Origin of the sequence: Rhizobium sp. PRIMUS64 (assembly GCF_023006465.1) — a bacterium.
Classification (GTDB): domain Bacteria; phylum Pseudomonadota; class Alphaproteobacteria; order Rhizobiales; family Rhizobiaceae; genus Rhizobium; species Rhizobium leguminosarum.
Map to the genome: position 1 here is coordinate 1 of NZ_JALBGX010000191.1, position 9,975 is coordinate 9,975.

At 63.5% G+C, this 9,975-nt stretch carries 7 protein-coding genes and 1 pseudogene; 2 read left to right on the top strand and 6 right to left on the bottom strand.

What is annotated here, in order from left to right:
- Nucleotides 1-1,184, bottom strand: a pseudogene (locus tag MOV76_RS36340) (DNA mismatch repair protein MutS); the annotation flags it as partial.
- Nucleotides 1,185-1,297: 113 nt separating this feature from the next.
- Here MOV76_RS36340 and MOV76_RS36345 point away from each other — a divergent pair.
- Nucleotides 1,298-3,583, top strand: coding sequence for an NADP-dependent malic enzyme (locus MOV76_RS36345; RefSeq protein WP_128408944.1), 2,286 nt, complete (start codon nt 1,298-1,300; stop codon nt 3,581-3,583).
- A 175-nt stretch (nt 3,584-3,758) separates the two neighbouring features.
- Entirely contained in the window at nt 3,759-4,298 is a 540-nt protein-coding gene (locus MOV76_RS36350) for a murein L,D-transpeptidase family protein (protein WP_247266362.1), read from the top strand.
- 30 nt (nt 4,299-4,328) lie between these two features.
- On the opposite strand, the gene MOV76_RS36355 is transcribed toward MOV76_RS36350, so the two are convergent.
- The 5 genes from MOV76_RS36355 to MOV76_RS36375 form a co-directional block, all read right to left on the bottom strand.
- Nucleotides 4,329-5,207, bottom strand: coding sequence for a GNAT family N-acetyltransferase (locus MOV76_RS36355; RefSeq protein ID WP_018244513.1), 879 nt, complete (start codon nt 5,205-5,207; stop codon nt 4,329-4,331).
- Between the two features lie 108 nt (nt 5,208-5,315).
- Nucleotides 5,316-7,598 carry a hybrid sensor histidine kinase/response regulator gene (locus tag MOV76_RS36360; RefSeq protein WP_247266363.1) on the bottom strand — a complete coding sequence of 761 codons (2,283 nt, stop codon included), beginning with the start codon at nt 7,596-7,598 and terminating at the stop codon, nt 5,316-5,318.
- 55 nt (nt 7,599-7,653) lie between these two features.
- Nucleotides 7,654-8,157, bottom strand: coding sequence for a signal peptidase II (gene lspA, locus MOV76_RS36365; RefSeq protein ID WP_182563697.1), 504 nt, complete (start codon nt 8,155-8,157; stop codon nt 7,654-7,656).
- On the bottom strand, nt 8,154-9,014 hold the full coding sequence (locus MOV76_RS36370) for an RNA methyltransferase (RefSeq protein WP_018447776.1): 861 nt from the start codon (nt 9,012-9,014) through the stop codon (nt 8,154-8,156). Before MOV76_RS36370 ends, lspA begins: the two co-directional genes overlap by 4 nt.
- The coding region (locus MOV76_RS36375) for a class I SAM-dependent rRNA methyltransferase (RefSeq protein WP_247266364.1) at nt 9,011-9,975 on the bottom strand (965 nt) is incomplete at its 5' end. The genes MOV76_RS36370 and MOV76_RS36375, both read right to left, overlap by 4 nt.

Sequence of the window (9,975 nt, forward strand, 5' to 3'; positions counted from 1 at the left end):
TCGCGCGGGCCGCCGCGGTCGAGCGCCAGCCGAGACAGCGCGCGCGGCATGTCGGGCACATGTTTCAGCGTGTCGCGCAGATTGCCGCAGAGCAAGGGTTCGTCGATCAGGAAGCCGATCGAATCGAGCCGCGCATTGATGCCGGCGGGGTCGGTCAGCGGCGACATCAGCCGTTCGGCAAGAAGCCTGGCGCCGCCGCCGGTGACGGTGCGGTCGATCGCCTTCAGCAGCGAGCCGTTGCGATCGCCCGAAAGCGTGCGGGCAAGTTCGAGATTGGCGCGGGTGGCGGGGTCGATGAACAGCGTCGAAGCGGCACTTTCCCGCTCCGGCTTTCCAAGCGGTGGACGCTCGGCGATCTGCGTCTTCTCGACATAGGCGACGGCGGCTGCGGCCGCCGCAAGCTCGGCGCGCGAAAAGGTGCCGAAGCCGTCGAGCGTCGCGACGCCGAAATACCGCGCGATCCGGCCTTCGGCGCTGGCGCTGTCGAAGAGCACGGCCGGCTGCGGTACGGCTGTCCGGCCGAGCACGTCGAAGACCGGCTTGAGTTCGGGATCGTGGAAGATCGTGTCGGGCAGGATGAGTTCGCGCGGATCGATGCGCAGGATATCGGCAAGCAGGCGCGAGGCTTCGGTCTCGGCAAGCCGGAAGACGCCGGTGGAAATATCGATCCATGCCAGCGCCAGCAAGGCCTCGCCGCTGCCGCGAATGCGGGTCAGCGCCATCAGATAGTTGGATTCCGAGGGCGAAAGCAGCTTTTCCTCGGTGATCGTGCCGGGAGTGACGAGGCGGATGACGTCGCGCCTGACGACGGATTTCGCGCCGCGTTTCTTCGCTTCCGCGGGATCCTCGATCTGCTCGCAGACGGCGACACGGAAGCCGAGGGAAATCAGCTTCTGCAGATAGTCGTCGGCTGCATGCACCGGAACGCCGCACATCGGGATATCCTGGCCCATGTGCTGGCCGCGCTTCGTCAGCGTGATACCGAGCGCGCGGGAGGCTTCCAGCGCATCCTCGAAGAACAGCTCATAGAAATCGCCCATGCGATAGAACAGAAGCGAACCGGGATTGTTCGCCTTGATCTCGATAAATTGCTCCATCATCGGCGTCGCCGAGGCACGGCTTTCCGCCGTGGCGAGCTCGGCAGCCGAAAAGGCTTCATTCCCTGTGTCTATTCGTGCGTTCACGGAGGTGGAGTTTTTCCCAAAAAAACAGGTGCCAACCCTATCCGCGCGCCGCTATAGATGACAACAGCATTTGAGGAAGAGCAAAGCGTCGCCCACAGGACGTTGGAGGATTTATGCCCGATATCGATAAGAAGGACCGGCCGGTGACGTCTGTTACCGACCAGGAGGCGCTCGAATTTCACGCAATGGGCCGGCCCGGCAAGCTGGAGATCAACCCGACCAAGCCGATGGCGACGCAGCGCGACCTCTCGCTTGCCTATTCGCCGGGTGTTGCCGTGCCCGTCAAGGCGATCGCCGCCGATCCGCAGACGGCCTATGATTACACCGCCCGCGGCAACATGGTCGCCGTCATTTCCAACGGCACGGCAATCCTCGGCCTCGGTAATCTCGGCGCGCTGGCCTCCAAGCCCGTCATGGAAGGCAAGGCGGTGCTGTTCAAGCGCTTCGCCGACGTCGATTCCATCGACCTCGAGATCGATACGGAAAATGTCGACGAGTTCATCAACTGCGTGCGCTTCCTCGGTCCCTCCTTCGGCGGCATCAACCTCGAGGATATCAAGGCGCCGGACTGTTTCGTCATCGAAAGCCGGCTGCGCGAGCTGATGGACATTCCCGTCTTCCATGACGACCAGCACGGAACGGCGATCATCGCCGCTGCCGGCCTGATCAATGCGCTGGAGCTGACCGGCCGCGACCTGAAGACGACGAAGCTCGTCTGCAACGGTGCGGGTGCTGCGGCGATCGCCTGCGTCGAACTGATCAAGGCGATGGGTTTTGCGCCTGAGAACGTCATCCTCTGCGATACCAAGGGCGTCATCTACCAGGGCCGCACCGAGGGCATGAACCAATGGAAATCGGCGCATGCGGCAAAGACCGACACACGCACGCTCGAAGAGGCGATGGAGGGCGCGGACGTCGTTTTCGGCCTGTCGCAGAAGGGCGCGTTTTCGGCCGAGATGATCCGCTCGATGGCGGAGCGGCCGATCATCTTCGCCATGGCCAATCCCGATCCCGAGATCACGCCGGAAGAGGTCGCCCGCATCCGCGACGACGCCATCATGGCGACGGGTCGTTCGGATTATCCGAACCAGGTCAACAACGTCCTCGGCTTTCCCTATATCTTCCGCGGCGCTCTCGATGTGCGCGCCTCCACAATCAACGACGCAATGAAGATCGCCGCCGTCAAGGCGCTGGCAAACCTTGCCCGCGAGGACGTGCCGGATGATGTGGTCGCCGCCTATCAGGGCAACCGGCCGCGTTTCGGGTCGCAATACATCATCCCCGTTCCCTTCGATCCCAGGCTGATCTCGGCGATCCCGGTTGCCGTCGCGCAAGCCGCGATCGAAAGCGGCGTCGCCCGCAAGGTCATCACCGACATGTCCGGCTACGCCCGCGAGCTTTCGGCGCGCCGCGATCCGATCGCCTCGACGCTTGCGAGACTCTACGAGCGTGTCCGCCGCCATCCGAAGCGGATCGTCTTTGCCGAGGCCGAGGAAGAACAGGTCCTGCGTGCCGCTATGTCCTATGCCAACCAGCAGCTCGGCACCGCCATCCTGCTCGGTCGCGAGGATCTGATCCGGGCGACGGCGGAACGCGCCGGCATCGATCTCAACCGGCCGGGCCTCGAGATCGTCAATGCCCGTATCTCGACCCGGGTCGAGGCCTATATCGACTATCTCTATGCCAGGCTGCAGCGGAAGGGTTATCTCCACCGTGATGCCCAGCGGCTGATCCACAACGACCGCAACCATTTCGCCGCCACCATGGTGGCGCTCGGCGACGCCGACGGCATGGTGACGGGCATTACCCGCAACTATTCGACGGCACTCGAAGATGTGCGCCGCTGCATCGACCAGAAGCCCGGCCATCGCGTCATCGGCGTATCCCTGGCGCTCTGCCGCGGCCGCACCGTCTTCGTCGCCGATACCGCGGTGCATGACATGCCGACGGCCGAGGAGCTTGCCGATATCGCCGAGGAAGCCGCAGGTCTGGCGCGGCGCATGGGTTATCCACCGCGTGTCGCCCTGCTTGCCTATTCCACCTTCGGCCACCCCTCGGGCGAACGCTCCGAGCGGGTGCGCGAAGCAGTGAAAATCCTCGACAAGCGCCGCGTCGATTTTGAATATGATGGCGAGATGGCCGCCGATGTCGCCCTGAACCGCAAGGTGATGGAGCAATATCCCTTCTGCCGCCTCTCCGGCCCGGCCAACGTGCTCGTCATGCCGGCTTTCCACTCGGCCTCGATCTCGACCAAGATGCTGCAGGAACTCGGCGGCTCCACGGTCATCGGCCCGATCCTCGTCGGCGTCGACAAGCCGGTGCAGATCACCTCGATGGGCGCCAAGGACAGCGACATCGTCAACATGGCGGCGATCGCCGCCTATGGGGCGGGTTCGTAAACCTCGTCCTGCGTTTCTGAGACGCCTTTTGGTGCCCGGCCTTGTGTGTCGGCCGGGCATTTATCCGGCTTTAGACTGCTGCCAAGGGGTGAAGCATCATGAGCGCCAAGGCCTGCCAGCCATTGCCGGCCGATCGTGCCCGGGCTCGATCGCGCCTCCTGAAGATGAGATCAAGTTGAGAAACAAGCTTGTCGTTTTAGTCATCGTGGTCGCCACCTGTTTCGCTTATACGAAATTGATGGCCAGGGTCGGCTCAGGCTCGCCGCCTCCGGATGCGCCATTGGAACAACAGGCTGACCTCATTCGCGTTTATAAATCCGAACGCCGCATGGTCCTTTTGAGACGCGATGCTCCCATCTCTACATACCGGATTTCTTTAGGCACGGCTGCCGATGCCGGGCCCAAGCGACGAGAAGGTGACGAGAGAACACCTGAAGGACGTTACGAAATAGACTGGCGAAATCCAAAGTCCATGGCCTATCTGAGCCTGCACGTCTCCTATCCAAACCCGGATGATCGGCGCAACGCTGAAGCAGGAGGTTTTCCTGCCGGGGGCGATATCATGATCCACGGGCTTCCCAATGGCTGGGGCCTTTTCGGAAACGTCCATCACCTGTGGGATTGGACGGATGGCTGTGTTGCAGTAACCAACCCGGAGATGCGCGATATCTGGGCTCGCGTCCCCAACCATACGCCGATAGAGATCATGCCCTGAATTGCCGGGGCCTGGCGACTAGGAAAGGCTCTAGCTCGCGAAGCGGCCGGCGTCGGCGCCGTAATAATTCAGGTAGCGGTCGGAAATGCTGGAGATCGGCAGCACGATCAGCACGTCGGTCGTGTTGAAGGCATGATCAATGACCGCGCTGGAGCCGACCATCGCGCCGAGGCGCAGATAGCCCTTGATCAGCGGCGGCAGGGCCATCAGCGCCCGCTTCGGGTTGATGGCTTCGACGGGCATCAGGTCCATGTTGCGGGCGAGATCCGGCAGTGCCCCGACGGCCCATTCGTTCTTCGCCAGCACGTTGTGATAGAGGAAAGACAGCGCCAGCGCGTGGCTTTCGAGATAGACACCGGGGAACGAGGCGCAGCCGAACATGGCGCTGACGCCGTGTTTCAGCGCATAGGCCCAGTTGCCCTGCCACAGGAGCTCGACGGTGCGCTTGGTGCGGTATTCCGGCAGCACGCAGGAGCGGCCGAGCTCCATGAAGCGCTTGTCCGGATGTTTCGCGATAAGGCCCTCGATTTCGAATTCGGAAGCCGAGTAAAAACCGCCATTGGCGACGGCGACATCCTGACGCAACAGCCGGTAGGTGCCGACGATCTGGTCTTCCGGGTCGCCCTCGATCGAGCGGTCGAGAACGAGAAGATGGTCGCAGACGGCGTCATAGGCGTCGACATCACGCTGCCGGCGCATGGCATCCAGCGGCAGCTGCGCCTTCATTTCGTCGACGAAGACGCGGTAGCGCACGGCCTGGGCAGCATCGATCTCGCGCGCCGTGCGGGCAAGGCGGGTCTCCAGATTGCCGATGCGGCCGAGGATATCGCCGTCCTTCTGCACAGCAGCCGTCGAGGGTGGTGCAGCCTCCGCGGTGGTGTCACGATTCAGGATGTCGATGGCGGACATGACGATTCTCCCGTTGCCGGCTTATCGACGCCATAAAACACTTCTCTGCGACAGGAAAGTGACATTTTGAATTTCCAAGCGCAAGCAGCGGGCCGGTTCCTGAGGCGCTCACCGCGCCTCTGCCCGGCGGGCGGAAAGTGCGGCGACCGCCTGAACTTCGGTCAGCAGCCGCACCGGATCGACCGGCTTTACCATGACGCGGTTGGCACCGTTGAGCAAGACCTGGCGGCGTGAATCGTCGCTCTTGTCGGCAGTCAGGACGATCACCGGCACCGAGGCGAGATCGAGCCGCCGCTCGTGGCCGCGCAGGCGTCCCAGCATGTCGATGCCGTTCCCACCCGGCATCGAGAGATCGCTGATGATGATATCGGGCCGGGCATTCGCCTCGCAGAGCGCGCAGTCGAGCAGCGACTCGAAATCTTCGACATGGCGCACCTTATGCCCGCCCTTTTCCAGGACGACGCGCACCAGCATGGCATTGATCGGATCGTCCTCGCCGAGCAGGATGCTGAGCCCGCTGGCGGGAACCACCGTCTCCGCCACCGAAAGGCCGAAGCCCGGCTGGTTGTCGTTCAGCGCGTCGCGCTTCTCCATGCCGCGCATGCGCCCGCGCAGCACGTCGATCAGCGACTGTTCGCGCAGCGGCCGGATCAACCAGGCATCGAAAAGGTCGAGCGGATGGGCGCTGCGTTCTTCCGGGTTGACGAGCAGGACCTTGCGCAGGCCAAGGGCGGCGATTTCGGCACGATCGGCAAGATGGTCGGAAAATTCCGCCGACATGCGATGGTCGATGATGATATCGGTCGGCCGCCGTCCGCTCTTTGCCAATCCGAGCAGCGTTGTGCGCGCCGTCTCGCCGTCGCCGACGAGATGACAGAGGCCACCGAGCGCGGTGATCGTCTCGGCGATGGCGGTACGCGCGGCACCTGCCGGCGCCAGCAGCACGACGCTGTTGCCGGCAAGCAGCGTGTTTCGCCGGTCAGGGCGCTCGCTGCCGATATCGACTGGGAAGCGGATGGCGAATTCGCTGCCTCTGCCCTTTTCGCTGGCAACCGTCAGAGTGCCGTTGAATTCGCGCATGATGCGGGCGGAGATGGCAAGGCCGAGCCCGGTACCGTTGCTCTTGTCGGCAACGGTCCCGCCCTGCTCGAACTCGCCGAAGACGCGCGCCTGCTCCTCCGCCGTCATGCCTGGACCGCTATCGGTTACGGTGATCAGCAAGTCGCCGGCGTCGAGCGACACGCGGATGAAGACGCCGCCGACCTGGGTGAACTTCACGGCATTGCCGATGACGTTGAACAGAACCTGGCGCAGCCGCGCCGGGTCGAAGCTCATATTTTCAGGGACATCGGATGACACGGTGGCGCCGATCTCGATACCCTTTTCATGCGCCCGGTGGGCGAGCATCTCGACGACGCTTTCCAGAAGCTTGCGCAGCGATTCCGAGCGCGGATGTAGCGCGAAGCGGCCGACCTCGATGGTGGAGAAATCGAGCAGATCCTCGACGAGTTGCGTCAATGCATGGCCGGACTGGCGGATGCTCGCGAGATAGTTCTGCTGCTCCTGCGTCAGCCGCGTCTCCGCAATCAGATGCGTCATGCCGAGGATGCCGGAAAGTGGCGTGCGTACCTCGTGGCTGACGGTGGCAAGCAGCCTCGATTTGGCGGCGCTGTTATATTCAGCCTTCTGGCGGGCCTCCTCGCGGCCCTGCGCGATGAGCCGCTCGTCGGTCACGTCGCGGGCAACGCTCTGCAGCAGCAGGCGGCCGTTCGCCGGGTCGCGGGTAACGACGTCGCGCCAGAGGAAGATGCGCTGGCCTTCCGGCGTCGAGATCTCGACATCGTAGCAGTGCGATATCGGACCGGGGCGGAAGGCAAGGCCGATCTCCTCGCAGGTTCTTCCTTCTGGACGCAGGCGCCCGGTCAGGCGGCGAAAAGTGTCGTTGGCGGAGATGATGCGCCGGTCCATGGTGCGGCTGACCGTGATGTCGCCGAGCACGTCGTGCACGTCGGCAAACAGCTTTGCGCCAGCGTTCCAATCCGGCATGGATTGACCGGGACGCTGCCCGGCCTTGCGCGACCGAACCATCAGCAGGGCATAACTGGCGATGACGGCAAGGCCAAGAACGACGAGACCGCCCGAAAGGAGCAGCGGATCGCCGGCATGGGCAAGCAGCATCAGGATCGTTGCGGCAAGAAGGCCGGCGCCGCCCAGCCAATAGAACAGCAGGCGCCTTGTCGCTGCGGGCCCGCTCTGGCGATCATCGGCTCCCCGGGGTGCCGCTGCGTTCGGTCGTGAGGAAAGGGCCTCCATCCGCTTCTCATGCGGCTTAGCGGCGGGTCCACCGAAGGCGGCGGACAATCTTTCCTGCAACTGTCCCAGGTTCTGCATGCTACCTAGCTAACATGAGGCCCGTTCCGAATGCCTTCAGGATTTCGATAAGATTTTAGCGGCCGGCCTTTTTCGGCAGCAGCAGCTCGTCGAGAATGACGCAACCGGCGCCGATGGTGATGAAACTGTCGGCGAGATTGAAGACCGCGAAGGACCAGCTCTCCGTGTAGAAAAGAATGTAATCGATCACATGTCCATAGGCGAAGCGGTCGACGAGATTGCCAATCGCCCCGGCGATGATCAGCGCATAACCGAGATGAGCGAGCCAGCGATCCTTCGCCGTGCGGTACCACAGCCAGATGACAAAGGCGACGATGACGAGCCGCATGCCGACGATGAACCAGCCATCCATGCCGGACAGCATCGAAAAGGCGACGCCGAGATTGTAGGTGCGGTAGAGCGCCAGCATCGGAATGACCGGCACGACCTCCTGTAGCGGCAGGTAGTGATCGACGGCGATCTTGATGATCTGGTCGATGAGAACGGCGACGACGATGAAGAAGAGGATCGGTGCCGGGCGCGAAAACAGCGCGGGGCGTGCAAGCGTCTGTTCGGTCATTTGCCCTCGGCAAGTGAGAGGAGATGGCGGCGCGCCTCGAAAAGCATGACGGCGGTGGCGACAGCGAGGTTCAAGGAATCGGCGCGGCCCTGCTGCGGAATGCGGGCAAGCGCGTCGGCCTCCTTGGCCAGTTGCTCCGGTAAGCCGGATTGTTCGTTGCCCATCAGGAGCACGACAGGCTTTTTCCGGTAGTCGATCGTCCGGTAATCGACCGCGCCGGCAAGATGCGTCGCGACGACGGAAACGCCGGCCGATTTCCGCCAGGCGATGAATTCTTCAGGGGTTGCCCGCGCGACCGGAACGGCAAAGACCGAACCCATGGTGGCGCGTACGGTTTCGAGCGAGAAAGGGTCGGTCGTTTCTCCGACCAGAATGATGCCGGAAGCGCCGGCCGCATCGGCCGTGCGGATGATGGTGCCGAGATTGCCGGGGTCACGCACCCGGTCGAGCGCCACCCATGTCTCGCCATCCCTCGGCCGGATATCCCGCAGCGGCTTCCAGCGCTGCTCGAAGATGCCGACGACCATCTGCGGATTGTCACGGCGGGTGATCGAGGCGATCACCTTTTCGCTGACTTCGAGCACCAGCCCGCCCGAGGCGACGGTCCTGGCCGCCATCTGCTCGACCAGCGGCTTGCCTTTGGCCGCCTTGGCATAGACCAGCGTGCGGATCGCCCAGCCGAGTTCGATCGCATCGATGACGAGCTTCAGTCCTTCGGCCAGGAAAGTACCGCTTTCCTCGCGCGACTTCTTGTTCGTCAGCGCCTTGATGTCCTTGATGATCGGATTGGCGAGCGAGGTGACCTCCTTCACCTGCCCGACCCTGCGCGGTCCCTGATCGTGGAAATCCTTGCTCATTTCGGCACCCAGCGGGAAAAGAGGGAGGTGGAAAGCGCGCGGCCCTGCGTAATGCCGTCGGCGCCGGCTTCGCGAATCACCAGCTCGCCGGATTCGACCACGCCGCCGGCGCCGCGCATCGTCTCGCGCATCAGCTCGTGGATCGAATAGAAGCTGGCGCGGATCGAATAGGCCGTCAGCACCAGGCCCACGGCCTTCGGCGACAGGATCTCGCGGCAGACATCGAGCATCAAGGGCAGATGCTCGAAGAGATGCCAGACTTCGCCGTTGGGGCCACGGCCGAACTTCGGCGGATCGGTGAGGATGATGTCGTACTGGCTGCCGCGCCGTTCCTCGCGCAGGATGAATTTCATCGCATCCTCGCAGATCCAGCGGATCGGCAGCTTCTCCATGCGCCCGAGCGCCTGGTTTTCCCGCGCCCAGCCGATCGCCTTCTTCGAGGCGTCGACATGGGTGACCTCGGCGCCGGTTGCGGCGGCAACCAGCGAGGCGACGCCGGTATAACCGAAGAGATTCAGCACCTTCAGCGGCCGACCGGCCTTTTCGACCTGCTCTTTCATCCAGCTCCAATGGACGATCTGCTCGGGGAAGACGCCGACATGACGGAAGGAGGTGAAGCGGCCGAGGAAATCGACGCCGAGCAGATTGAGCGGCCAGGTCTCGCCGAGCGCATCTTTCGGGAAGCGCCAGCGGCCGGAGCCTTCCTCGTCGGTATCGCCGGTGAAGACGGCATCGACCTTTTCCCAGACATGCGCGGGCAGCGAAGGCCGCCACAGCGCCTGGGCCTCGGGACGGATGATGCGGTAGGGGCCGTATTGCTCCAGCTTTTCGCCGTTGCCGCTGTCGATCAGGTGGAAGTCGCCGGCCCCGAGCGATTCGAGGATGACGGGCACGCGCTCGACCGGACGTTCGCCGCTGCGTGTCATCAGAGGACGCTCGACCGCGACAGGCACGGCAGCCT